The organism is Herbidospora cretacea (assembly GCF_001570605.1).
In the GTDB taxonomy this organism is placed as follows: Bacteria; Actinomycetota; Actinomycetes; order Streptosporangiales; family Streptosporangiaceae; genus Herbidospora; species Herbidospora cretacea.
In genome coordinates this window covers 318,025-340,952 of sequence record NZ_BBXG01000006.1, presented here as the reverse complement: position 1 = coordinate 340,952, position 22,928 = coordinate 318,025, and the positions used below count along the sequence as shown (strand labels likewise).

Annotated in this window: 21 protein-coding genes; 8 read left to right on the top strand and 13 right to left on the bottom strand. The window is 71.7% G+C overall.

Annotated elements, in window-relative coordinates; all coding sequences use genetic code 11:
* Positions 1–82 precede the first annotated feature (82 nt).
* Complete coding sequence (locus AW270_RS14345) at positions 83–1,279, bottom strand: MFS transporter (RefSeq protein WP_061294788.1); 1,197 nt, start codon at positions 1,277–1,279, stop codon at positions 83–85.
* Positions 1,280–1,466: 187 nt separating this feature from the next.
* On the opposite strand from AW270_RS14345, the gene panB reads away from it, so the two are divergent.
* Positions 1,467–2,306 (top strand): 3-methyl-2-oxobutanoate hydroxymethyltransferase, encoded by an 840-nt coding sequence (gene panB / locus AW270_RS14340; RefSeq protein WP_061294787.1) that lies wholly within the window; start codon positions 1,467–1,469, stop codon positions 2,304–2,306.
* A gap of 159 nt (positions 2,307–2,465) precedes the next feature.
* On the opposite strand, the gene AW270_RS14335 is transcribed toward panB, so the two are convergent.
* Both AW270_RS14335 and AW270_RS14330 read right to left on the bottom strand, forming a co-directional pair.
* Positions 2,466–3,365 (bottom strand): threonine/serine dehydratase, encoded by a 900-nt coding sequence (locus AW270_RS14335; RefSeq protein WP_061294786.1) that lies wholly within the window; start codon positions 3,363–3,365, stop codon positions 2,466–2,468.
* On the bottom strand, positions 3,362–4,555 hold the full coding sequence (locus AW270_RS14330; protein ID WP_061294785.1) for a trans-sulfuration enzyme family protein: 1,194 nt from the start codon (positions 4,553–4,555) through the stop codon (positions 3,362–3,364). The genes AW270_RS14335 and AW270_RS14330 overlap by 4 nt, the downstream gene beginning before the upstream one ends.
* A gap of 89 nt (positions 4,556–4,644) precedes the next feature.
* On the opposite strand from AW270_RS14330, the gene AW270_RS14325 reads away from it, so the two are divergent.
* Entirely contained in the window at positions 4,645–6,102 is a 1,458-nt protein-coding gene (locus tag AW270_RS14325) for an aminotransferase-like domain-containing protein (RefSeq protein WP_061294784.1), read from the top strand.
* Between the two features lie 64 nt (positions 6,103–6,166).
* Entirely contained in the window at positions 6,167–6,844 is a 678-nt protein-coding gene (locus AW270_RS14320) for a hypothetical protein (protein ID WP_061294850.1), read from the top strand.
* Between the two features lie 16 nt (positions 6,845–6,860).
* Here AW270_RS14320 and npdG read toward each other — a convergent pair whose 3' ends face one another.
* Positions 6,861–7,523 (bottom strand): NADPH-dependent F420 reductase, encoded by a 663-nt coding sequence (npdG, locus tag AW270_RS14315; protein WP_061294849.1) that lies wholly within the window; start codon positions 7,521–7,523, stop codon positions 6,861–6,863.
* A gap of 36 nt (positions 7,524–7,559) precedes the next feature.
* Positions 7,560–8,651 carry a lipase family protein gene (locus AW270_RS14310; protein ID WP_061294848.1) on the bottom strand — a complete coding sequence of 364 codons (1,092 nt, stop codon included), beginning with the start codon at positions 8,649–8,651 and terminating at the stop codon, positions 7,560–7,562.
* Positions 8,652–8,882: 231 nt separating this feature from the next.
* Here AW270_RS14310 and AW270_RS14305 point away from each other — a divergent pair, with 231 nt between their 5' ends.
* Complete coding sequence (locus tag AW270_RS14305) at positions 8,883–9,461, top strand: hypothetical protein (protein WP_061294783.1); 579 nt, start codon at positions 8,883–8,885, stop codon at positions 9,459–9,461.
* A gap of 42 nt (positions 9,462–9,503) precedes the next feature.
* Here the strand turns inward: AW270_RS14305 and AW270_RS14300 are convergent, their stop codons facing one another.
* On the bottom strand, positions 9,504–10,454 hold the full coding sequence (locus AW270_RS14300; RefSeq protein WP_061294847.1) for a LysR family transcriptional regulator: 951 nt from the start codon (positions 10,452–10,454) through the stop codon (positions 9,504–9,506).
* Positions 10,455–10,548: 94 nt separating this feature from the next.
* Between AW270_RS14300 and AW270_RS14295 the strand changes: the two genes are divergently transcribed.
* Together AW270_RS14295 and AW270_RS14290 are read left to right on the top strand one after the other, a co-directional pair.
* A complete protein-coding gene (locus tag AW270_RS14295; protein ID WP_245674709.1) occupies positions 10,549–10,788 on the top strand; it encodes a CBU_0592 family membrane protein in 240 nt (79 codons plus the stop codon).
* A complete protein-coding gene (locus AW270_RS14290) occupies positions 10,785–11,414 on the top strand; it encodes a cyclase family protein (RefSeq protein WP_061294781.1) in 630 nt (209 codons plus the stop codon). The genes AW270_RS14295 and AW270_RS14290 overlap by 4 nt, the downstream gene beginning before the upstream one ends.
* 131 nt (positions 11,415–11,545) lie before the next feature.
* Here the strand turns inward: AW270_RS14290 and AW270_RS14285 are convergent, their stop codons facing one another.
* Positions 11,546–11,743 carry a hypothetical protein gene (locus tag AW270_RS14285; RefSeq protein ID WP_061294780.1) on the bottom strand — a complete coding sequence of 66 codons (198 nt, stop codon included), beginning with the start codon at positions 11,741–11,743 and terminating at the stop codon, positions 11,546–11,548.
* Between the two features lie 34 nt (positions 11,744–11,777).
* On the opposite strand from AW270_RS14285, the gene map reads away from it, so the two are divergent.
* Positions 11,778–12,626, top strand: a complete 849-nt coding sequence (gene map / locus AW270_RS14280; RefSeq protein ID WP_061294779.1) for a type I methionyl aminopeptidase — start codon at positions 11,778–11,780, stop codon at positions 12,624–12,626.
* Here the strand turns inward: map and AW270_RS14275 are convergent.
* The 5 genes from AW270_RS14275 to AW270_RS14255 all read right to left on the bottom strand — a co-directional run bounded on the left by AW270_RS14275 (position 12,613) and on the right by AW270_RS14255 (position 19,575).
* Positions 12,613–13,032, bottom strand: a complete 420-nt coding sequence (locus AW270_RS14275; RefSeq protein ID WP_061294778.1) for a sensor histidine kinase — start codon at positions 13,030–13,032, stop codon at positions 12,613–12,615. The two genes, map and AW270_RS14275, sit on opposite strands and share 14 nt — an antisense overlap.
* Before the next feature lie 125 nt (positions 13,033–13,157).
* The gene (locus tag AW270_RS14270; protein WP_245674707.1) at positions 13,158–15,161 is read right to left on the bottom strand and encodes a bifunctional copper resistance protein CopD/cytochrome c oxidase assembly protein; all 2,004 of its coding nucleotides are present in this window, start codon (positions 15,159–15,161) and stop codon (positions 13,158–13,160) included.
* Positions 15,161–15,718, bottom strand: a complete 558-nt coding sequence (locus AW270_RS14265) for a copper resistance CopC family protein (RefSeq protein ID WP_061294777.1) — start codon at positions 15,716–15,718, stop codon at positions 15,161–15,163. Before AW270_RS14265 ends, AW270_RS14270 begins: the two co-directional genes overlap by 1 nt.
* Before the next feature lie 115 nt (positions 15,719–15,833).
* On the bottom strand, positions 15,834–17,105 hold the full coding sequence (locus AW270_RS14260) for a helix-turn-helix domain-containing protein (RefSeq protein WP_245674713.1): 1,272 nt from the start codon (positions 17,103–17,105) through the stop codon (positions 15,834–15,836).
* 1,000 nt (positions 17,106–18,105) lie between these two features.
* Positions 18,106–19,575, bottom strand: a complete 1,470-nt coding sequence (locus tag AW270_RS14255; RefSeq protein WP_061294776.1) for a PucR family transcriptional regulator — start codon at positions 19,573–19,575, stop codon at positions 18,106–18,108.
* Between the two features lie 107 nt (positions 19,576–19,682).
* Here AW270_RS14255 and AW270_RS14250 point away from each other — a divergent pair, with 107 nt between their 5' ends.
* Positions 19,683–21,914: a xanthine dehydrogenase family protein molybdopterin-binding subunit gene (locus AW270_RS14250; protein ID WP_061294775.1), complete on the top strand. Its 2,232-nt coding sequence runs from the start codon at positions 19,683–19,685 to the stop codon at positions 21,912–21,914.
* On the opposite strand, the gene AW270_RS14245 is transcribed toward AW270_RS14250, so the two are convergent.
* Entirely contained in the window at positions 21,911–22,831 is a 921-nt protein-coding gene (locus tag AW270_RS14245; protein ID WP_082801541.1) for an excalibur calcium-binding domain-containing protein, read from the bottom strand. The genes AW270_RS14250 and AW270_RS14245 overlap by 4 nt on opposite strands.
* Positions 22,832–22,928: the final 97 nt, after the last annotated feature.

Genomic DNA, 22,928 nt, shown 5'->3' with positions numbered 1-22,928 from the left:
CGTTAACTTTCGATACGATGTCGTTTCGTATCGAAACGCTACACCCCTCGAATAACGATACGCAACGGGATCGTTTCGAAAACTAGGCGGGAACTTTAACGGCCTCCTCCACCCGGACCGGGATCCGCCAGAACGGCACCGCGACCAGCACCAGCGCGAGCCCGATGGCCCCCGCCCCGACGAACGCCCAGTTCGGGCCCCATCCGTCGATGATCAGACCGGCGACCGGCCCCGCGGCGGAGATGCCGATGGTGAGGAACGTCCCGTGGAACCCCATTGATTCCCCCCGCGCGGCGGCCGGGACGGATTTGTTGACGTAGTCGACCGTGGCCGACAGGGATGGCGCGCACAGCAGGCCCGACGGGAGCAGCGCCGGGATCAGCCACCACCAGCCCCCGCCGACGAACCCGACCGGGATGGTCAGCACCGCCAGCCCGCCGATCATCAGCAGCGGCGAGAACCCGCGCGGCAGCAACCCGTAGACGAACCCGCCGACCAGCGAGAAGAAGCACCACAGGCCGATCACCAGCCCGACCCAGGCGGTGGCGTGCTCCATGGTCGCCACGATGGCCAGCTCGGTCGCGGTCAGCACGAACGTGACGGTGGTGGTCACCCCGAGGACGGTCAGCACCCGAACGTTGACCCAGCGCCGCATCGGCACCTTCTCGGCGGGTCCGGCGGCCAGTTCCTCGGCCGACCGGATCGGCGGATCGAGCAGGTAGAGCGCGATCCCGGCCAGAGCCAGCCCCACGCCGATGGCCCGCATGGCCACCCCGCTCGACGTCGTCGCCACCACCACGGCCCCGATCGCCGGCCCGGCCATGTAGGAGAGCTCGACGAACATGGAGTCGAGCGCGAACCCCGTCCGGTGCTGGTCGGCGGGCACCATCGCGGCCATGAACTGCCGCATCAGCCCGAACACCGGCAGCATCAGCACCCCGGCGACGAAGGACGTCGCCACCAGGGCCTCGTAGGGCAGCGCGGGCGCGACGACCCAGTAGACGAGCTGCACCAGCGAGGTCACCGCCACGACCAGCCGGGCGCCCCTCCGGTCGACCAGCCGCCCGAGGAGGGGCGACCCGATGGCGACGCCGATGGTCGAAGCCGTGCCCGCGATGGCCGCCTGGGTGTAGGACAGCTCCAGTGTGTGGCGGACGTGCAGTGTCACGGTCAGCCCGGTCGCGGTCGCCGGGATGCGGGTCAGCAGGCCCAGGACGACCACCGAGGTGACCCCCGGAAGGCGGAGCAGGCGTCGGTAAGGCTCAATCGCGGTCTTCATTACTTACAAACCTCCGCCGAGCATTGTGCCAAGCCCCGCCGACAGATCCCCACTCGATATCCGGGTCCCCGGTTTTCTGACAGGGCCGGATTACCGGTAGTGGCCGGGGTGTTCTATCCCGATGACGCATGCGATGATGCGGATGTCCGGGGACGCCACAGGGGCGCCACGAGACCAGGAGGTAGCCATGTCCTCTGCACTCAACACGGCCACTCTCTACGGCGGGGCCACCGGCCGCCGGGTGACCGTGCGCGACGTCCAGGCCGCCAAGGGCCGCCACGAGAAGTGGCCCATGGTGACCGCCTACGACGCGATGACGGCCCGCGTCTTCGACGAGGCCGGCATCCCGGTCATGCTCGTCGGCGACTCGGCCGCGATGGTCGTCTACGGCTACGACTCGACCCTGCCGGTCACGGTCGACGACCTCATCCCGCTGACCGCGGCGGTCGTCCGGGGATCCTCCCGTGCCCTCGTCGTCGCCGACCTCCCGTTCGGCTCCTACCAGGCCAGCCCCCAGCAGGCCCTGGAGACCGCGGCCCGCTTCATGAAGGAGGCGGGCGCCCACGCGGTCAAGCTCGAAGGCGGCAGCCGGGTGCTGCCGCAGGTCGAGGCCCTGGTGTCGGCCGGGATCCCGGTCATGGGCCACCTGGGCCTGACTCCCCAGTCGGTCAACGCCTTCGGCGGCTATCGCGTCCAGGGCAGAGGCCAGTCGGGCGACGAGCTGATGGCCGACGCCAAGGCCCTGGAGCACGCCGGCGCCTTCTCCCTGGTTCTGGAGTGCGTCCCCACCGACCTGGCCGACCGCGTGACGGCCGCCCTCTCGATCCCCACCATCGGCATCGGCGCGGGCCCCGGCACCGACGCGCAGGTCCTCGTCTGGCAGGACCTGATGGGCCTGACCGAACACCCGGCGAAGTTCGTGAAGAAGTACTTCGACCTCCACGGCGAGATGGGCCGCGCGGTCCGCGCCTTCGCCGACGAGGTGAGCTCCGGCGCCTTCCCGGCCAAGGAGCACAGCTACAGCTAACCTCGCCGGTCACCCCCGTCGCGACACAGACTCCGCCGGGGGTGACCGGGAGGTCCCTTCTTCTCCGTTACGGCTCCGCCTACCGCGGCCCCACCCGCCGCAGCCCCTCCTCGCCGCACCCCCGCCGACCGGCCGCTCCGGCTCGACGCCGCGACGCCGTCAGGCCAAGGTGGCCGGGTCGGTGTTCGAGCCGCAGACCACGATGGCCGTCGTGCTCCCGGGGGCGGGTTCCCACCGTCCGGAGAGCAGGGCCGCGTAGGCGGCCGCGCCCGCGTGTTCGGCGGCCACCCGGTGGTCGCGCCAGAGGGTCCGGCGGGCCTCGGCGATCGCCTCGTCGGTCACCAGCACGCTCGTCACCCGGTCCTGCAGCACGTCCAGGGCGATCCGGCCCGCCCGGCTCGCGCCGAGGGCGTCGGCGCCGACGCCGGAGACCGCCACCCCGACGGGTTCGCGGGCCCTGAGCGCCTCGTGGATCGTGGGGATCAGTTCGGGCTCGACCACCACGACGTCGCCGCCGAAGGCCGCGCGCACTCCCCCGGCCAGGCCGCCGCCGCCCGCCGCGACCACGACCGTGTCCAGGCCGGGGATCTGCTGCTCCAGCTCCAGCGCGAGGGTGCCCTGGCCCGCGACGACCTCCGCCTGGTCGTAGGCGTGCAGTTCGAGGGCGCCCGTCTCGGCGGCGCGCTCGCGCGAGGCCTCCAGGGCCTCGGCGTAGATCGCGCCGGTCACCATCACCTCGGCGCCCAGCGCGCGCAGGCCCGCGATCTTCACCGGTGCGCAGACCTCCGGGACGAAGATCTCCGCGCGGACGCCCAGGGCGCGCGCGGCGTAGGCCACCGCCAGGCCGTGGTTGCCGCCGCTGGCGGCGATCACCCCCGAAGCGGGGAGGTCGGCGGCGACGATGCGGTTGAACGCGCCCCGCACCTTGAACGAGCCCGAGTACTGGAGGCACTCCAGTTTGAGCCAGATCCCCGGACCGGCCTCGACGACCGGGGTGCGCCGGACGCGCCCCTCGATCGCCGCGGCCGCCTTCTCCACATCTGTCCGCGTGAGCCTCATCGGCCCATCATCGCGGCCGGATCGAGCGCCTGGGCGAAGTCCGTCCAGAGGTCCTCGGGGTGTTCGATGCCGACGGCGACCCTGACCGTGCCGGGGCTGATGCCGGCCGCCGCCAGCGCGGCGTCGGACACCGAGCGGTGCGAGGTGGACGCGGGGTGGAGGACCAGCGTCTCGACGCCGCCGAGCGACGGCGCGAGCAGCGCGACCTTCAGCGACTTCATGAACCGCACCCCGGCCTCCCGGCCGCCGGCGAGGTCGAAGGAGAAGACGCCGCCGAAGTCGGGCAGCAGCTTGGTGGCCAGGGCGTGCGACTTGTGGGCGGGCAGGCCGGGCCAGTGGACCGCCGAGACGGCCGGGTGCTCGGCGAAGCGGGTGGCCAGGACGCGGGCGTTCTCGTTGTGCCGGGCCATCCGCAGCGGCAGCGTCTGGAGCCCCCGCAGCGACAGCCACGACGCGAACGGGTCGGGGGCCGCCCCCAGCCCGCAGTGGAACTTCCAGACCTTGCGGTGCAGGTCGTGGTCGGCGAAGACGGAGATGCCGCCGACGATGTCGGCGTGGCCGGACAGGTACTTGGTCGAGGAGTGGACGACGATCGACGCGCCGTGCTCGATCGGCCGGAACACGATCGGCGAGGCGAAGGTGTTGTCGACGATCACCGGGATCCCGGCCGCCCGCGCCACCGCGCACATGCCCGGGACGTCGGCGACCTGGGTCATCGGGTTGGCGATGGTCTCCAGGTAGAGGAACTTGGTCTCCGGCCGGAACGCCGCGCGGGCCGCCTCGGGGTCGTCCTCGGGCACGTACGTGACCGAGATCCCGAACCTGGCCTCCAGTTCTTCCAGCATGTGGCCGGTGCCCCCGTACAGGGAGTGCTGCGCGACCACGTGGTCACCGGGGCTGAGCAGCGCGAGGAAGATCGTGTTGATCGCGCCCATGCCCGTGGCGGCGGCGACGGCGGCGACCCCGCCCTCCAGGCCGGCGACGGCCTCCTCGAACACCCGGGTGGTGGGGTTGGAGTAGCGGCCGTAGACGAACGCGCCGTCGGGCCGGTCCATGCCGTCGGCGAACACGGCCGGGTCGTCGAACAGGAAGCCAGAGGTCTGGTAGATCGGCGTCGAGATCGGCGCGCTGCCTTCGGGCTGCACCTTGGGAAGATGGACAACTCGTGTATCCGGTCGCAAATCAGTCACGTAGCCAAGTTTGAGGCCTCCCCAGGACTGCTTGGAGAGCCAATCTCAGGGAATTGGCCCGCATCACGATCCAATGTCAGGATGGCGGCATGACGGAGGACGACCGGCTCGTCGGGTGGCTCGGGCGCTGGGCGTCCGGGCGTGGCCCTCTCTATCTCCTGCTGGCCGCCCGGCTGCGCGGCCTCATCGACGACGGCCTGCTCGCGCCCGGCTCCTCGCTGCCGCCCGATCGGGTGCTGGCCCGCCGCCTGGCGGTCGGGCGGGGGACGGTCGTCTCGGCGTACGAGCTCCTCCAGCAGGAGGGCCGCCTGGTGCGGCGGCAGGGCAGCGGCACCCGCGTGGCCGAGGCGGAGCTGCCGGTCAGCCGGTCGTCCGGCGCGGGGACCAACCCCCTGCTGCTGCACGTGCTCGACCCGCCCGACGGGGTGACCCTGCTGACCTGCGCGGCCCCGGTCGGCCCGCCGCCCGAGCTGGTCGAGGCCTACCGGGAGGCGGCGACCCGGCTGCCCGGCGACATCGGCTACCACCCGGCCGGGCTGCCGGAGTTCCGCCGCGCGGTGGCCCGCCACTTCACCCGCCTCGGCGTGCCGACCGAGCCCGGCCAGATCCTGGCCACCAACGGCGGCCAGCAGGCCATCTCGCTGCTGGCGAGCCAGTTCGTGACCCCGGGCGACACGGTCAGGGTCGAGTCGCCGACCTACACGGGCGCGTCGGAGATCCTGCTCGACGCCGGGGCGAGGATCGACGCCTGCGGCCTCGACGAGCTGCACGAATGGGGCACGCTCTCACCCCTCGGGCCGCCGGGGGGCCGGTCGGCGCCGGTGCGGCCCGCGCTGGCGTACACGATCCCGACCGCCCACAACCCCACCGGCCGGGTGATGCCGCCGCTGGCCCGGCGGCGGCTGGTGGCCTGGGCGGCGGAGGCCGACGTGCCGGTGATCGACGACGCGGTCCCCGCAGACCTCTGCTTCGACGGCGGACACCCGCTGCCGCTGGCCGGATACGCGCGCGGCGAGCAGATCCTGACGGTGGGCTCGATGAGCAAGCTGGTGTGGGGCGGCATGCGGGTCGGCTGGATCAGGGCGGCGGCCCCGGTGATCTCCCGCCTGGCCCGGCGGCGCGCCATCCACGACCTGGGCGGCGACGCCGTCGGCCAGCTCGCGGCGGTGTGGCTGCTCGACCGCTACGACGAGGTGCGCGCCGCCCGGATCGCCGTGCTGAAGCGCCGCCACGACCACCTGGTGTCCCTGCTGCGCGCCCACCTGCCGGAGTGGTCGGCCGAGCCGGTGCCGGGCGGCCAGACCCTGTGGGTCCGGCTGCCCCGGGGCGATTCGGGCGCGTTCGCGCAGGTGACCGTCCGGAAGGGCATCGCGGTCCCGCCCGGGACGGCCTTCGACCCGGCCGGGACCGGCTACGAGGCCCGGCTGCGGCTGCCGTTCGTCCATCCCGAGCCGGTGCTGGCCGAGGGGGTGGCGGCCCTGGCCTCGGCCTGGCACGACTACAACGGCGCCCGCCGCCGCCCCGCCCTGCCGGCCCTCGTCGTCTAGAAGATTGTTCACGGGCAGCGGACAAGCCACCCAAAATCCACACGGCGGGTGAATGCTGGAGCCCATGGACGCCACCTTCCTCCTCGTGCACAGCCCCTCGGTCGGCCCGTCCACGTGGAACCCGGTGGCGGCCGAACTCCGCGCCCGCCGCCGCCGCGCCGTCGTCCCCACCCTGACCGAGGTGACGAGCGGCCCCCCGCCCTACTGGCCCCGCGTGGTCGACCAGGTGTCCATGGCCGCACCCGACGGACCGGTGGTGGTCGTCGCCCACAGCAACGCCGGGCTCTACGTGCCGCTGGTGGCCGAACGCCTGCGCGGCCAGGTGACGGCGGTCCTGTTCGTGGACGCGGCGCTGCCGCCCCGGCGGGGGTCGATCCCGGCCGCGGAGTCGGACCATCTGACGTTCCTGGGCGCGATGGCCGACGAGAACGGGCTGCTCCCCCGCTGGACCGACTGGTGGCCCGAGGAGATGGTGTCCGCCCTGGTCCCCGACCGGCGGACCCGGGACGAGATCGTGGCCGAGCAGCCGCGCCTCCCGCTGCTCTACTACAGCCAGCACATCCCGGTCCCGCACACGTGGGACCGGGTGCGGGGCGCGTACCTGTGGTTCAGCGACCCCTACGAGCGCACGGCCAAGGAGGCCGACGAGCGGGGCTGGCCGGTGACCCGCATCCCCGGCGACCACCTGCACCAGGTGGTCGCGCCGGGTGCGGTCGCCGACTGGCTGATCTCCGTGAGCTGACCCGGTGAGCTGACGGTCAGACGTCGGTGACCCGGATGCCCGCGTGGGCCTTGTAGCGGCGGTTGATCGCCACCAGGTTGGCCGTGAACGCCTCGACCTGGTGGGCGTTGCGCAGCCGGCCGCCGTACACGCCGCGGACGCCCGGGATCCGCGCCGCCAGCGCCTGGACCAGCTCGGTCGCCTCGCGGTCGTCGCCCAGGACCAGCACGTCGAGGTCGATCGCCTCGACCGCGGGGTCGAGCAGCAGCTTGGCCGACACGTGGTGGAAGGCCCCGACCACGCGGCTGTCCGGCAGCACCGCCGCCGCCTGCTGGACCGCGCTGCCCTCCTCGACCGGCAGGGCGAAGGCGCCCTGCTTGTCGAACCCCAGCGGGTTGACGCAGTCGACCACGATCTTCCCCGCCAGCACCTCGCGCAGGCCGGTGAGCAGGTCCTTGTGGCCGTCCCACGGGACCGCGACGATCACCAGGTCGGCGGCGGCGGCGACGTCGGCGTTGGCGCCGCCCTCGACGCGGCCCGCGTCGGCCAGCGCCTCGGCGGCGGCCTGGGCGCGCTCGGCGCTGCGGGAGCCGATGAGCACGCGGTGCCCCGCCAGGGCGAACCGGCGGGCCAGGCCGTTGCCCTGGTCGCCGGTTCCGCCGAGGATCGCGATCGTCACATTCTCAAGTTGGTCGGACATGGCTTCGATCATGCCAGGGACAACACCCGCCCGACCTCAGCAGTTCCCGAAGGCGGGCAGCCCCAGCATCCGCCCGGCCAGCCAGGCGACGGCCAGCGGGCCGCCCTCGACCGCGCCGAGCACGTGGCTGGGCGCCGGGACGCTGGTCCAGGTCACCGTGCCGCCCTTGGCGCACCACTCGGAGCGCAGGGTCCGGCTGACGCCGATCGGGATGATCTCGTCGCCGGTGCCGTGCCAGACGAACACGGGCACGCCCGGCCTGGTCGCGCCGAGGCGGTTCTCCTGGAGCCGGGCGGTCCAGTCGGGGCGGTTCATGACGTCCTGGGTGGTGAGCTCGGCAAGGGTGCGCCCGGCGAGCTTGTCGCGCAGCTCGTCGACGCAGTCGTCGCGGGCGTCGGCGAACAGCGCGGCGCCCTCGGGCGTCAGGTAGTCGCGGAGCCGCAGTTCGGGGTAGGCCGCGTCGAACCCGAGGCCGGCCGCCGCCGACAGCCCGAAGTCGCCGCCGCCGTCGAGGTTCTCGGCGACCTTCTTCAGATCCGCAGGCACGCCGCCCGCCGCCACCCCGCGCAGTTTGAGCTCCGGGGCGTAGGAGGGCTGGAGCTGGGCCGCCCACCCGGCCGACGAGCCGCCCTGCGAGTAGCCCATGACCGCGACCGGCCCGCCCGACGACAGCCCGGCCCCGGGCACCCGGGTCGCGGCGCGGATCGAGTCGAGCACCGCGTGGGCCTGGGACTTCCCGGCCATGTACGTGTGGTCTCCCGGCGTCCCCAGCCCTTCGTAGTCGGTGACCGCCACGGCCCAGCCCTTGAGCAGCATCAGGCTGACGAAGGCGAGTTCGAGTTCGGTGCCGCGCGCCATGGCGGCGCTGGGTGCGCACTGGTCGCCGAGCCCGTGGGTGCCGACGGCGTACCCGACGACGGGTCGTTTGCCGATGTACCCGGACTTGGGGACGAGCAGCGTGCCGGAGACGACGTTCGCCGCGCCGACGGCCGAGGTCGACCGGTACCGCAGGCGCCAGGCGTTGGCCGGGACCTCCAGCAGCCTGCCGGGGGCGAGGTAGACGGTGGTCGGGGTGGCCTCCACGACGTCACCCGGCGCGGCGGCGCGGGCGACGGACGGCACAGCCATCGGGAGGAGGGCAGGGAGCAGGAGGCCTGCGATCGCGAGCACGGTGGCACGGACTCGAAGACGCATGGGGACAAGCCGCCCTTCGGAGGGATCACTTCTCGGGGGACGGCGCCGTGAGCCGATGGTTACCCGCGAGTAGACGCGAGTCAAGTACCGAGTCAGGCGAATTGTCCGGGAGCGGAAAAACCGAAGCGCCGGATGCGTCCCCGACGCCTGGGGCACGATGGCGCCATGGACGCCGAAGCGGTCAGCCTCCTCCGCGAGGCCCTCGACTCCACCGAATGGCCAGACCGGGCCCGCGCCCTCGGCCGGGCGATGCGCACCACCCGCTCCCCCGGCGGCCTGCTGATCGCCGGCACCCCCGACGACGAGCCGTGGCACCTGACCGCCCACCTGGCCGACGAGGCCCGCCTGTCGGGCCTGCCCCAGCTGACCCCGACGCTGGTCCGCTGGTCGCCCGACCTGTCCGCTCCCCCGCACCTGCGCATAGGCGTCGACCGCCTGCTGGAGGCCCGCCGGGGCGAGACCCTCGTGGTCGTCTCGGAGACCGAGGCCCCGGTCCCGCTCCTGGAGCGGGTCAGCGACGCCCGGAAGACGGGAGCCACCATCCTCGCCATCGACGGCGGCGACCCGGAGCTCGCGTCCCTGGCCCACGACGCTTTCGCGGTCCCCCGCCTGACCGCCCCCCTGACCTTCGACGGCGCGCAGCACCTGGTGAGCATGGCGGCGGGTGAGGTGCCCCGGAAGGGCCTGAGGGAACGCTTAGCCCGGCTGGCGGACAGGATCAGCGGCCCGCGCGTGCCGGATTGAGCGCGAGCAGGCCCGGCCTGGAGCGCCTTCCTCCCCGGCGCGTCAGTGGGCCTCCAGTGAGGCGCTGAGGACAGCCACCCGCTCGGTCAGTTCCTCCGCCGCCTCGCGCAGCACCTCGATGACCACCGCCTGGACCGGGTCGGGCTCGCCCGAGCGGGTCCGGCTGACCCGCGTCAGCGCCTCGATCCGCCGGGACCCGACCCCGTGGATCCCGGTCACCACGACCTCGCCCCGGGGGAAGTCCAGCAGCGCCAGCGAGGGCACGATCGCCACCCCGTGGCCGGCCGCGACCAGGCTGAGCACGGGCGGGAACTCGGAGATGACGTGGGTGCGCCGGGGCTCGAACCCGTGGAGCTGGCTCAGCCGCTCCAGAGCGGCCCCGCACGCCTGGAAGGACACCCCGGCCACCCACGGCAGCTCGGCCAGCTCGCTCACGTCGGCGGGGACGCGCTCCAGGGTGGGCGGCGCCACGATCCGGTATTCGTCGTCGTAGAGCCGGTGGCGGGTCATGGACGGCAGCGACGGCGCGGGCGTGCTCATGTCGCGCTCGGTCACCACGAGATCCACGGCGCCCAGGCGGAGTTCCTGGAGAGCGTCGCTGCCGTACACCTCGTGGATCACCGGCACGATCCGGGGGTGGCGCTCGGCGAGCACCCGGAGCGCGGGCACCAGCAGGTGCCGGATCACCGTCGGGAACGCCGCGATCGTGACGGGGCCCGACAGGCCTTCGGTGAAGCGGTTGAGCTCGCTCCGGGCCTCGGTGAGCTGCTCCTCGATGCGTTCGCCGTACGCCGACAGCACCCGCCCCGCCGGGGTCAGCGAGATGCGGCGCTGGGAGCGGTCGAGCAGGGGCAGGCCGACCTCGCGTTCGAGCTGGGCCAGTTGCTGGGAGACGGCCGAGGGGGTGAGGTGAAGCGCTTCGGCGGCCTTCATCACGCCACCACGGCGGGCGACCTCGTGGAGGATCCGCAACCGTCGCGGGTCGATTTCCATGAAGCACACCTTATGTCTGGGCTTAAGTTATCTTCACTTGCCCTTCAAATAGACATACCGCGAACATAAGGGGCAAATGTCTACGTTCATCACGGTGATCGGCACACTCGGCGCGATCGCCCTGCTCATCGCCTACGGCCTCGTCTCCACCGCCCGAATGACCGGTGACAGCCTCGCTTATCAGGCCATCAATCTCGGCGGCGCGCTCGCCCTGGCGGTCAACAGCGGATATCACGGCGCCTGGCCGTCGGCGATCCTCAATATCGTGTGGACCGCCATCGGCGTCCTCACCGTCGGCCGTTTCGTCGCGAGAAAGGCAGCCCGGAGACCATGACCCTCATCGACCTCAGCCACCCGATCACCGAGGGCATGATCACCTATCCGGGCATCCCCGGCCCGGTCCTCGGCGTGCACCTCAGCCGGGAGGCCTCCCGCGAGATCTACGCCGAGGGCACCGAGTTCTTCATCGGGACCATCACCATGGCGGCCAACACCGGGACCTACCTCGACAGCCCCAGCCACCGCTTCGCCGACGGCGCCGACCTGTCGGGCCTGCCGCTGGAGAAGCTGGCGAACCTGGAGGGCGTCGTCGTCAAGGGCACCGAACTGCCGGGCGACCTCGACGTCACCGGGAAGGCCGTGCTGTTCCACACCGGCTGGGACACCCACTGGGGCACCGACGCCTACTTCACCGGCCACCCGTCGATCACCGGCGAGACCGCCGCCGCGCTGGTCGAGCGGGGCGCCGTCCTGGTCGGCATCGACTCGCTCAACATCGACGCCACGCCCCCGAAGGGCGAGCGCCCCGCCCACACGACCCTGCTGGCCGCGGGCGTCCCGATCGTGGAGCACCTCACCAACCTGGGGGCGCTCCCGTCGTCGGGCTTCCGCTTCCACGCGGCACCGCCGCTGGTCGTCGGCATGGGCACCTTCCCCGTCAGGGCGTACGCGGTGCTGTGAAGCCTTCCTCCGTCACGGCGTCGCGAGGCGCGGCCGGTGGGCGCCGGGAACGACGCGGCTCACGGACGGCGGTCGGGGCCAGGGCAGGCGGAGCCGTGACGGAGAAGAAGGCTTGCGATCCTTGAAAAGGGCTAGTCGCCGTCCCAGTCCTTGTCCTGGTCCTTCCAGGACTTGTTGCGGGCCGAGGCCGTCGCCAGCGCGTTGGACGCCTCGGCCTCGGTGTCGTAGGGGCCCATGCGGTCCTTGTTGGGGCAACCCTGGTCACCCTCGACGCGCATGTGCTTGAGACAGAACCACCAGTGTCCGCTTTGCTCGCTCACAACGGCCATCTTGCCCCGTCCGCGCGCACATAGACTTGCGCGCATGACGACACTGCTCCGGCCCGGGCGGATCTCGCCCACCCGCAAGGTTCCCGCGCACATCGAGCGTCCGGAATACGTGGGGAAAAGGGAGCCGAAACGCGGCGCGTCAGACGTGCAGACCCCGGAGACGATCGAGAAGATGCGCATCGCCGGGCGGATCGCCGCCCAGGCGCTGGAAGAGGTCGGCAAGCACTGCGCGCCTGGGGTGTCCACCGACGAGCTCGACCGGATCGGCCACGAGTTCCTGCTCGACCACGACGCCTACCCCTCGACCCTGGGCTACCGCGGCTACCCCAAGTCGCTCTGCACCTCGATCAACGAGGTCATCTGCCACGGCATCCCCGACGACACGGTCCTGAACGACGGCGACATCGTCAACATCGACATCACCGCCTACATCGGCGGCGTCCACGGCGACACCGACGCGACCTTCCTGGTGGGGAACGTCGACGAGGAGTCGCGCCTGCTCGTCGAGCGCACCCGCGAGGCCACCCACCGCGCGATCAAGGCGGTCGCCCCCGGCCGTCAGCTCAACATCGTCGGCCGCGTGATCGAGGCCTACGCCAAGAGGTTCGGCTACGGCGTGGTCCGCGACTTCACCGGCCACGGCATCGCCCACTCGTTCCACAGCGGCCTGATCGTCCCCCACTACGACGACCCGTCCCTGGCGGTCACGCTGGTGCCGGGCATGACGTTCACCATCGAGCCGATGCTGACCCTCGGCACGATCGACTACGACATCTGGGCCGACGGCTGGACCGCCGTCACCAAGGACCGCAAGCGCACCGCCCAGTTCGAGCACACCGTGCTGGTGACCGACTCGGGCGTGGAGATCCTCACGCTCCCCTGAGCGCCCGCTTGGGGACGACCCCGCTCAGCGTCGTCCCCGAGCCGAGGACGCTGTTGATCGACAGCGTGCCGCCGATCTCGACGAAGTTGGCCTTCATCGCGGCGAGGCCGCGCCCGGTGGTGCCCTCGGAGAAGCCGACGCCCTCGTCGCTGATCGTCATGCGCAGGCCGGTGGCCCCGACCGTGACGGCGATCGCGACGTGGCGCGCCCCACTGTGCCGGTCGACGTTGGTGAGGGCCTCGGCGACCACGGCGTAGACGGCCCGCACGACGGCGGACGGCAGCGGCGCGTCGGGCAGCGCCCACGTCTCGACCGCGATGCCGGTCCTGGCCGACCAGTCGCTCAGGTACTCCTGCAGGGCGGGCTTCAGCCCGGCGCCCTCGCGCAGCCGCAGTTCTTCGGACAAAGCTCTCCAACTCCCCTGATCTTCACCGGCGACGCTAACGGGTGAGACTCAAGGAACGGTTGCCGTTTGCTTAGGGTTTGCCGAACCCCGGAGGATGATGCCCGGAATCGCGGCCGGACAAGCTTTCACCGCTTTTGATCACGCTTGTTGAGCTTCGCGAGATAGTCGTTGTACTGGTCGAGCTCGGTGTCTCCCGAGCCGCCCGAACGGGCCGCGACCAGGTCGGCCTTGCGGTCGTGCCGCCGGGCCACCCGCTCGTCGGCCCGCCACCACTGGATCGCCAGCGCGATCAGCACGATCAGCGTGGGGATCTCGCCGAACCCCCAGGCGATGGCCCCGCCGGTGTTCTGGTCGGACAGCGACGACGCGCCCCAGGTCCGGCCGAGCTGGTCGTACCAGTCGGAGGCCAGCACGCTGCCCATGCTCATGATGGCCATGGCGAAGAACGCGTGGAACGGCATCGTCACGAACAGCAGCAGCAGCCGCCCGAAATGGGGGAGCTTGTTCGGTGCGGGGTCGACCCCGACGATCACCCAGAAGAACAGCGTCCCGGTCAGCAGGAAGTGCAGCGACATGGCGATGTGCCCGAGGTGCTCCTCCATGGCCGAGGCGAACAGCGGGGTGAAATAGAGCGCGTACGTCGACACCACGAACAGCGCCGTCGCGATCGCCGGATGGGCGACGAACTTGGCGACCCGGCTGTGCAGGACGACGGTGACCCACTCGCGCGGCCCCCGGTCGCCCCGGCGCGCGGCCGGCTTCAGCGCGCGCAGCGCCAGCGTCACGGGCGCGCCGAGCACGAGGAAGATCGGCACCAGCATCGAGAGCACCATGTGCTCGGTCATGTGGACGCTGAACAGCACCGGCGCGTAGCGGGCGACCCCGCTCTGGGTGGTCAGCACGAGGATGACGATGGCGACGCCCCACGCGATCGACCGCCCGAGGGGCCACTTGTCACCGCGCCGGACGAGGCGGACGACCCCCGCGGCGTACAGGCCCGCGAGCACCGCGGCGATCACCGCGAAGAAGAGGTCGAACCACCAGAGCGTGAGCAGGTTCGTGAACGAGACCGGCGGCGGCATGACGTAGCCGAGCAGGTCGAACGCCCGGTCGGTGGGCAGGTCCGCGACCGGCGGCGGCGCGGTCTGCGCCAGCGCGACGGCGATGCCGACGGTCCCCGCCATGAGCATGATCTCGCCGAGCACCAGCTTCACGAATGCCATCGGCCGCCCGGCGGCCAGATCGGGCAGCGTGCGTTTGCGGTGCCACCAGCCGACGGCCCCCAGCGCGGCGTAGGCGGCGATCTTGAGGAGGAGCAGCAGCCCGTACGCCGAGGTGAACAGGACGGTGATCGAGGTGATCCGGGCCGCGACGGACGCCAGCCCCGACAGTCCGACCCCGACGAAGCACCAGAAGGCCATCCGGGAGAAGCGGTCGGCGGCGAGCGAGAGCCGGTCGTGCCCGCGCAGGGCGTGGTAGCAGAGCAGCCCGAGCCCGCCGACCCACAGGGCCAGGAAGAGCAGGTGGAAGGCGACCGAGGTGGTGGCCAGCCCGTGGTTGGGTGAGCTGGAGGAGTGTCCGGTCAGCGCCGGGGGCAGCAGCGTGGCCAGCGAGAACACCAGCAGCCCGCCGGCCGCCCCGACGGTGATGGCCCCCCGCGCGAACAGCGCGATCGAGACCGAGAACAGCACGACGAGCGTCAGGGCGATGCCCTGCGGCGTCTGCCCGGCGTAACTGGTGAGCTGGTTGCCTTCGAGCACGACGCCGACCGGCTGGCCGAGCGACTGCGACAGCCCGAAGACCAGGTTGAGCGCGGCGGCCCCGCCCCAGAACAGCGACGCCCACGAGGCGGCCTTGACGTATCCGAGAGCCGTCTTGCCGAGCAGGCCCTTGTCCGAGGGCAGCAACGCGGCGGCCATGAGGAGGAGCCCGACGGTGAGCAGCCCCGCGACGTCCATGCCCAGCTTGGAGACCGGCACCATCCACCGGGTGAGCGTGCCCTCGTCGGGCAGCCCCGGGATGACCCTCGGCGTGGCGGCCCCGCCCGCGACCATCCCGACCACCAGCGCCCCGGCGGCGGCGCACCCGCCCGCGACGGCGAGCCGGACGGCCCTGCTCATCGTGGCCATCAGGGCTTCTTGCGCATGCTGAAGGCCATGCCGATCCCGATCCCGGCGATCCCGAAGACGACCACCCAGATCCACGCGGGGATCTGCCGGTCGTCATCGCCGGTCTTCCCGGCCGGGTTCTCCGAAGGCGCCGCCGCCTGCGCGAGGGCAGGCTGGGCGGTCGACGGTTCGGCGGACCCGGCCTTGGGCGTGTCCACCGGGGCGTAGGTGAAGGGGATCTCCCCCTCGACGGGGTGCCCGTCCTTGGAGACGACCCGGTAGGCGATCGTGAACGTTCCGGAGGGCAGCGCCTGGGCGGGACCGACGTCCTGGATGACCTTGCGGCCCTCCACCCTCGGCTTCCCGTTCTCGTAGCGCTCGCCGTCGGGCCCGGTCAGCACGACGGCCGGGAACCGCACCGACTCGGTGAACTCGAGCGTCATCTTGGACAGCACGGCGACCTGCGCGTTCTCCGCGGGATCACTCCCGCGCAGGGAGGTGTGCGCGGCGGCCGGGGCGGCGGGGAGAAGAAGGGCCGCGACGACGGCCAGAACGGCGACGATCGGTGAACTCTTCATGGCGCCCTAAGGCTACCGACGCGGGGCCGTGGTCCCACCATGAGGTCGCGATCCCCCGGAAGACGCACACGGCGAGAACCGGGGAATCCCGGTCCTCGCCGTGGCGTCCCGTCGTTCAGAGCCCGACGCAGGCCAGGGCCTTCTGGGCGGCGATGATGCTCTGCTCGTGGTCGTGGAGGCGGTCGTAGGCCTCGGCGACGGTCATCCAGCTCTGGGCCCAGCGGCGCATCGGGGCCGGGTCGAAGGCCTCGGTGGCGTGGCCGAGGGCGACGGCGGCCTCCTCGTCCTCGTGGAGGATCAGCAGGGCCTGGCCCTGGACCAGGTTGGCGTCGGCCCAGTGTTCGCCCCGGGACTCGCGGAGCATCTCGTCGGCGGCGCGGGTGTTCTCGACCGCCTGGCGGGGGTTGCCGAGCGCCAGTTCGGTGCGGCCCAGCTCGATCTGGCAGCGGGCCTTGTCGAGGACCGAGGCCGACGACTCGCCCATCTCGCGCTGGGCGCGGATCAGCAGGTCGCGGGCGGCCTCGACGTCGCTGGCGCGGGTGCGGACGATCATGGTCGCGTAGGCCACGCGCAGGCGGGCCAGGTTGCGGTGGTCGCCGTTCTCGGAGTGGATGGCCATGGCGCGCTCGAGGAGGCTCATGCCCTCCTCGCCCCGGCCGGTCTCCTGGGCGACGAACGCGGCGTTCCACGACGCGGCCACGATGGCGCGGGGGGTGCCGAGCAGTTCGGCGGCCGACAGCAGCTCCGCCGCGAAGTGGCGGGCGCGCAGCAGGTCGCCGCGGGTGCGGTAGACCGAGAGCAGGGTCGAGCCGAGCTCGATCAGGGCGTCGGTCCAGGCCGGGCGGGTGGTGCCGCCGAGCAGCGCCTCGCCGACGCGGACGGCCTCGCCGAGCTCGCCCTCGTCGCGGTGGCAGCGGCAGAGCGCGACCGCGACGGCCACCTGCCACTCGACCGACATCGGGCGCTCGGTGTCGGCGCGCAGGCCCTTCAGCAGGCGGATCGCCTCGGCCCGGTCGCCGCACGCCTCGGTCGCCAGGGCGCAGCCGTATTCGGCCTCCTGGCGGAGCTGGGCCAGGCCGGTGAGGCTGGTGTCGGTGAGGAGTTCGGTGTAGCGGCGGCGGGCTTCCTGCGCCTCGCCGTTCTCCAGCGCGAGACGGGCGAATCGCAGCCCGACCTCGATCTCGTCCATCTGTTCGGCGGTAACCCCATTGACGAGATATGTCAGCGAACAGTCGAGTTTCTGGGCCAGGAGCTCCAGAACTGCCGGAGTAGGAGTACGCTTACCGCTCTCAATTAGGGAAACATAGCTGTCGGACAGCTCAGGATGTGCGAGTTGCGCTTGAGAGAGCCCCCGCTGTCGGCGGATGGTCTTGATGCGCTGACCCACTAGATCTTGACCGGTCACCAGCACCCCCTGAAAGATGAAGGACCTCTTAACCCGACGGGAGCCCCACCGTGCGACGCCGCCTGATCATGATTGCCTTCACGACCCTTATCGCGACGATCACCGCCGCAGGGGTCAATGCTACGGCCGCAAGCGCCAGTTCGTCCCCCTTGCGGACTTACAGCATCGAATGCTGCTGACTCGTTACGTGAGTCAGGAAAGTCAAGAGAAGTTTCCTAGTGTGAACCCCATGTGAGCCTCCCCCACCGGCCCCAGGCACCGGGACCGGACCCCCGGCCACAGCACGAACCCCGGAATCGCGGCACGCACCTGTGCCGCGATTTCTTTCTGTTTCACCTGCTGTTTCTCGCCGAGCGCAGCGCAGCGGACACGCAGCGTGGCAGCGACGAATCCCGGGTCAAGTCGCGATCGGCCATCGCACTGAAGCCAGGTCCACAACCCGGGTGCACGCCGGGCCGCGGCCTTCGAGCTGGGCGCTCGGCCAGATGGGCAGCACGGATGCACGTGCATCGGAAAACCACTGAGGCCGGAGATACAGGTGAGCGTTCGGCGACCGCCGTCGTGCTGGGAGTGCCGGCCGTCGCATGGCAGTCCGGCTGGATTCTCTGCTCATGTCGGGCGACGGCTGCCCGGCGTCGTCGCCGCCGACGACATATTCACGACGCCCCCCGCGAATCTGCGACCGACCGGCCGGTATTCGGGCTGTGACACCGATGATCTCCACAGCTATGCCGGCGCCGGCTACAGCGTCACTCGGGACAAGAGCGGCGCGGCCGATTATTACGCCGATCGGCCGCTGAAGAATGGGTGGTCGCGAGTCACCGGAATGGCATCAGGCGATATGTGTTTCAAACGGAGAATAAGCGGCGCTCACGCTTACACGTCAATCTCCGCTTCCGGCCCCGGGACGGTCGACGTCTTCATCGCCGCCGCTTTTTGCGAACCTCCCGAGGACGGCGGAATTCTGTGCGGCCGCTGAAATTCATGACGCCCGGAGGGCCAGATAAAGGTCGACCCGATCGGCCATCGCGGTCAGGTTTCTGCCGGTCAGCTCTTCCACGCGTTTGATGCGATAGCGAACCGTGTTCACGTGCACGTGCAGCCGTTCGGCACAGACGTTCCACGATCCTGCACAGTCGAGGAAGGTCGACAGGGTTCTGACCAGGTCGGCCTGGTGTTTGCGGTCGTAGGCGAACAGGGGGTCGAGCAGGCGGGCGGCGAACCCCCGCCGGATGTCGTCGGGCACCGTAGCCAGCAACAATGCGTGGGTGTAGATCTCGTCGCTGGTGACCAGGCCGCCACCCCGGCCGTCGGCTAGGCGGCGGGCGTATCCGGCCTCCTCCAGGCCGCCCCGGATCGCGGCGGGGCCGGTCAGGGCGGCGCTGAGACCGAGGGAGAGCCGGATGCCGGGGGCGGCCAGCGACGAGAGGCGGGCCTTCAGCAGTCCGGCCAGCGCGCCGACCGAGTCACGCAGCGGCACCAGGGCCAGCCCGGCGTCGGCGGCGGCGACCGCGACGACCGAGCGGTCGAGCATCTCCTCCAGGACCAGGCCGCCCAAAGTGGCGGCGTCGGGGCCGTCGGAGGCGGCCGAGCGGAGCGCGGTGGCGGCGACGATCGCGTAGGGCGCGGCCACGTCGAGGCCGCAGGTGCGCATGAGGGCCGACAGTTCCGGCAGGTCGGCGCTGCCGGCCAGGCCGAGGAGCTGCTCCAGGAGGCGGCGTTCGACCCGGCGGCCCTCCTCGGCGCGGGTGCGTTCGAGGGCGACGCACGACGCCAGTTCGTAGCCGATCTCGGGGTTGACCTCGCCGTCGAGGACCAGCGCCCAGCCGGCGACGCGGTGGCTGCGGTCGACGGTGAAGATCGTGCAGGGGTCGGCGGTCACGTGGGGCAGGCGGACGGCGCGGAGGAACTCGGCGGCCATCCGGGAGGCGTCGGGGACCTCTCCGGCGATGACCCTGCCGGTCGCGGAGACCACGCCGCCGGTCACGCCGAGCTCGTCGCGGGCCATGGCGAACAGTTCGGGCAGGCCCGCTCCCTCGGCCACGGCGGTGAAGATGCGGCGGTGGCGGCCGAGGGCGAGGCGCTGCTCGCCGAGCAGGACCCGGTCGACGACGTCGATGATCGCGCCGAACGAGACCTCTATCGGGACCTCCAGCAGGGCCAGGCCCCGCTCCCGGCAGGCCGCGACGAGGTCGTCGGGGACGTGGCCGAGCCGGGCGTCGCCGGCGGCGAGGGCGGTGACGCCCGCCCGGACCAGATAGTCGACGAAGACCGCCGAGTCGGCCGGGCCGTGCCGCCACATCATCCCGGTCAGCACCAGTTCGCCGCCGTTCAGGTAGCGGCCGGGTTTGGGCAGGTCGGTCACGACGACGCCGGTGATCTCACCGACCGGTTCGCCGGTCAGGAGGAGGAGCCGCAGCGTCTCATGGGCCAGCAGCTCACTTATCTGCACAACCCCACCCTATTTGGATGAATCTACAACCGCCGTCCCCGACGGCCCCGGCGTTTCATCGGTCAGCCAATAGGAGCCGGAGCCCGAGGTTGGTCTACTGGACGTTTATGAGCATCGCCACGGGACGCACTCAGGGCGTCGGACAGGGAATCGGGCAGAGCCTGCTCCGCCCCGACGGCACGTTGAAGGTCACCGGGGAGTTCGCCTACTCCTCCGACCTGTGGCTCGACGGGATGCTCTGGGGCGCGACCCTGCGCAGCCCCCACCCCTCGGCGTGGATCACCTCGATCGACATCGGCCCCGCCCTCAAGGTCCCCGGCGTCTACGCGGTGCTGACCCACGAGGACGTCCCCGGCGAGAAGTTCTACGGCCTCGAACACAAGGACCAGCCGGTCCTGGCCATCGACCAGGTCCGCTACCAGGGCGAACCGGTCGCGCTGGTGGCCGCCGACCATCCGGAGACGGCCCGCCGGGCCGCTGACCTCATCGAGGTCGGGTACGAGATCCGCGAGGCCGTCACCGACCCGCGCAAGGCCGCCTTCGACCTGTCGGCGCCCCCGGTGAGCGTCCACGGGAACCTGGTCAGGCACCAGCCCGTCAGGGTCGGCTCGACCTTCACCGCCGACGTGGTCGTCACCGGCGAATACGAGGTCGGCATGCAGGACCAGGCCTTCCTCGGCCCCGAGTCGGGCCTGGCGGTCCCCGCCGAGGACGGCGGCGTCGACCTCTTCATCGCCACCCAGTGGCTCCACGTCGACCAGGACCAGATCGCGCCCTGCCTGAACCTGCCCAAGGACAAGGTCAGGCTGACGCTGGCCGGGGTCGGCGGCGCGTTCGGGGCCCGCGAGGACCTGTCGATGCAGGTCCACGCCTCGATGCTGGCGCTGCGGACCGGCAAGCCGGTCAAGTTCGTCTACGGCCGCGAGGAGTCGTTCTTCGGGCACGTCCACCGCCACCCGGCCTGGATGCGCTACGAGCACGGCGCGACCCGCGAGGGCAGGCTCGTCTACGTCAAGGCCGAGATCGTGCTCGACGGGGGCGCGTACACCTCCAGTTCGCCCGCCGTCGTCGGGAACGCCGCCTCGCTCGGCGTCGGGCCCTACGAGGTGCCGAACATCGAGATCGACGCCTACGGGACGTACACCAACAACCCGCCCTGCGGGGCGATGCGCGGGTTCGGCGCGGTGCAGGCCTGCTATGCCTACGAGTCGCAGATGGACCGCCTGGCCGAGGCGTGCGGGCTGTCGCCCGTCGAGATCCGCGTCCGCAACGCCGTCTCGCAGGGGTCGCTGCTGGCCACCGGGCAGGTGATCGACACCCCGGCGCCGCTGGCGGAGATGCTGCTGGAGCTGGAGGCGATGCCGATGCCCGGCCCGTCGTCGCTGGACCTGCGCGAGCTGCCGGGCGGCGTGGCGCAGACCACCCACGGCGAAGGGGTCCGGCGCGGGGTCGGCTACGGCGTCGGGATCAAGAACATCTGCTTCTCCGAGGGGTTCGACGACTACTCGACCGCCCGGGTGCGGGTGGAGCTGCTCGGCGGGGAGCCCCACGTGCTGGTGCACACGGCGGCGGCCGAGGTCGGGCAGGGCCTCATCATGGTCAAGACCCAGATCGCCCAGACGGAGCTCGCGGAGCTCGGTATCGACCAGGTGACCGTGGTCCCCGCCGACACGACGGTCGGGTCGGCCGGGTCGTCGTCGGCGTCGCGGCAGTCGTACGTGACCGGCGGCGCGGTCCGGGCCGCGAGCGTCGCGGTGCGCGAACGGCTCGACGCGCTCACCGCCGGCGGCAGGAGCCTCGTCGAGGTGCTGGCCGACCACGGGCCGGTCGAGGAGACCCGCGAATACCGGCACCGCAGGACGTATCCGATGGACCCGATCACCGGGCAGGGCGACTCCCACACGCAGCTGGCGCTGTGCGTGCACCGGGCGGTGGTGGACGTCGACGTGGAGCTCGGCCTGGTCAAGGTGGTCGAACTGGCCGCCGTGCAGGACGTGGGGAAGATCCTCAACCCGCTCGCCCTGGAGGGCCAGATCCACGGCGGGACGGCCCAGGGGCTCGGGCTGGCGCTGATGGAGGAGATCCAGGTGCGTGACGGCAAGGTGCTCAACCCGTCGTTCACCGACTACCTGATCCCCACCATCCTCGACATGCCGCCCATGAGACTGTCGATCCTGGAGAACGCCGACCCCCACGCGCCCTACGGCCTGCGCGGCGCCGGCGAACCGCCGACCCTGTCGTCGACCCCGGCCATCGCGGCGGCGGTCCGCGACGCGACCGGGCTGCCGCTGTCGCGGGTGCCGATCCGGCCGGACGACATCGCCCTGACGGTCGTCTAGCTGAGGTCGTCGGGGTCGCAGGCGATGTTGTCGCCGTCGCGGTCGTCGTACCAGTCGTACTGGGGGTGGACGCCCTTGGTGTACGGGCCCGCGCCCGCCGCCCTGGCCGCCGCGCAGGTCGCGTAGCGCTGCGTGGTGGTGCCGTCCTGAGTGCCGGGCTGGGTGCCGCCCTGGGTCCCGGGCTGGGTCCCGGGCTGGGTCGCGCCGCCCGCCGGGGGCTGGTTGGGGTCGGTGACGGTGCCGGGCTGGGTCGCGGCGGGGTCGGCGGCGGGGTCGGAGGCGGGGTCGCCGGTGGGCTGGGTGGCCGGCGGCTGGGCCGGGGGCGCGCCGGTGCCCTTGAGGCGGGCCAGGAAGGCGTCGGCCTCGGTCTTGGTGAAGCCGCCGACGATGCTCAGGCTGTCCTGGGTGACCTCCTGGGCCACCCTCGGCGTCGAGACGACCTTGTCGCCGACGACGATGGCGAGCAGCCGCTTGACCGTGTCGCGGGTCAGGTCGGCGATCTGGGCGCGGTTGTCGGGGGACAGCACCACGCGGATCGAGTAGGTGCCGTCGGACTCGGTGAAGGTCTCCAGCTTCTGCACCGACGTCAGGGTCACGCCCGGTTCGAGCTGGTAGCAGGTGGTGCCGACGTCGTCGGGCACGGACTCGGCCTGGCAGGGCGCGGCGCCCGACGCCTCGACCGGCGCGAAGTGGATGGGCATCGCCAGCTTGGTGACGACCGGCTGGGTCAGCGGCGGGGAGTCCTGGTTGTTGGTCATCAGCACCGCGACCGTGGCCAGCACGCCCGACATGATCACCACGAGGACCAGGGCGACGCTGAGGGCGATGGTGGCGCCCTTGGTCGCCTGGGGCGGCTGCGGCGGACCCGGCTCTTCCGCAACGGGGGTGTTCTGCATCCCGGCCTCAATCCCTGACATCGCCCGCAGAGCCTATCTACATGGGACGGCCCGTGGCCCAAGCGAGACACGGCCGGCCGAAGGCCGGCCGTGTCTCGCGCCCTGAATCTGCCTCAGG

Excerpts from the sequence above, each read along its gene's own strand:
- AW270_RS14345 (WP_061294788.1), bottom strand. The coding sequence starts at position 1,279 with ATGAAGACCGCGATTGAGCCTTACCGACGCCTGCTCCGCCTTCCGGGG.
- panB (WP_061294787.1), top strand. The coding sequence starts at position 1,467 with ATGTCCTCTGCACTCAACACGGCCACTCTCTACGGCGGGGCCACCGGC.
- AW270_RS14335 (WP_061294786.1), bottom strand. The coding sequence starts at position 3,365 with ATGAGGCTCACGCGGACAGATGTGGAGAAGGCGGCCGCGGCGATCGAG.
- AW270_RS14325 (WP_061294784.1), top strand. The coding sequence starts at position 4,645 with ATGACGGAGGACGACCGGCTCGTCGGGTGGCTCGGGCGCTGGGCGTCC.
- AW270_RS14320 (WP_061294850.1), top strand. The coding sequence starts at position 6,167 with ATGGACGCCACCTTCCTCCTCGTGCACAGCCCCTCGGTCGGCCCGTCC.
- npdG (WP_061294849.1), bottom strand. The coding sequence starts at position 7,523 with ATGTCCGACCAACTTGAGAATGTGACGATCGCGATCCTCGGCGGAACC.
- AW270_RS14310 (WP_061294848.1), bottom strand. The coding sequence starts at position 8,651 with ATGGCTGTGCCGTCCGTCGCCCGCGCCGCCGCGCCGGGTGACGTCGTG.
- AW270_RS14305 (WP_061294783.1), top strand. The coding sequence starts at position 8,883 with ATGGACGCCGAAGCGGTCAGCCTCCTCCGCGAGGCCCTCGACTCCACC.
- AW270_RS14300 (WP_061294847.1), bottom strand. The coding sequence starts at position 10,454 with ATGGAAATCGACCCGCGACGGTTGCGGATCCTCCACGAGGTCGCCCGC.
- AW270_RS14290 (WP_061294781.1), top strand. The coding sequence starts at position 10,785 with ATGACCCTCATCGACCTCAGCCACCCGATCACCGAGGGCATGATCACC.
- AW270_RS14285 (WP_061294780.1), bottom strand. The coding sequence starts at position 11,743 with ATGGCCGTTGTGAGCGAGCAAAGCGGACACTGGTGGTTCTGTCTCAAG.
- map (WP_061294779.1), top strand. The coding sequence starts at position 11,778 with ATGACGACACTGCTCCGGCCCGGGCGGATCTCGCCCACCCGCAAGGTT.
- AW270_RS14270 (WP_245674707.1), bottom strand. The coding sequence starts at position 15,161 with ATGGCCACGATGAGCAGGGCCGTCCGGCTCGCCGTCGCGGGCGGGTGC.
- AW270_RS14265 (WP_061294777.1), bottom strand. The coding sequence starts at position 15,718 with ATGAAGAGTTCACCGATCGTCGCCGTTCTGGCCGTCGTCGCGGCCCTT.
- AW270_RS14250 (WP_061294775.1), top strand. The coding sequence starts at position 19,683 with ATGAGCATCGCCACGGGACGCACTCAGGGCGTCGGACAGGGAATCGGG.
- AW270_RS14245 (WP_082801541.1), bottom strand. The coding sequence starts at position 22,831 with ATGTCAGGGATTGAGGCCGGGATGCAGAACACCCCCGTTGCGGAAGAG.